1 protein-coding gene is annotated in these 458 nt (G+C 65.1%); it reads right to left on the bottom strand.

What is annotated here, in order from left to right:
* Positions 1-458, bottom strand: a 458-nt coding sequence (locus AC4IHP_RS27835) for a hypothetical protein (RefSeq protein ID WP_490833288.1), incomplete at both ends; no start/stop codon positions are given.

Here is a 458-nt window from a genome sequence, read left to right as displayed (position 1 = left end):
CCCTCGCGCTGCCACTCCCAGAAGAAGCTCGCGCCGCCGGTCAGCTGGCGCTGGAGGATGACGTGGTGGTCGTCGTAGTCGTAGCGTTCGCTGTCGCCCACCGCGTTGGTCGCAACCAGCAGGCGTTGCCGGGCATCGAAGCTGTAGGTGGCGAGGTTTTGCTCGGTGATCCACTCGCCCTGAACGAACACCTGATACTCGACCGCCACCAGCTGCGCACGGTCATAACGCAACAGCAGCGCACGGCCGGCGCCGTTGTCCAGACGCTGAATGCGGTCGGAGCGATCGCGTTGCAGGGTCAGACGATTGCCGTAGACATCGCTGATTGCCGTCAGCCGGCCGGCGCGAAAGTGGTAAAACCGCGCGGTTTCCCCGGCCAGAGCCAGAATCAGTTCTTCCGGCTCATCGCCGAGAAAGATCGCCGCCCGCGACAGGCTGTTGTGAATCGCCGGGCGCGC

The organism is Pseudomonas sp. UF-293, assembly GCF_058245595.1.
This window is presented reverse-complemented; position numbering and strand designations above follow the sequence as displayed.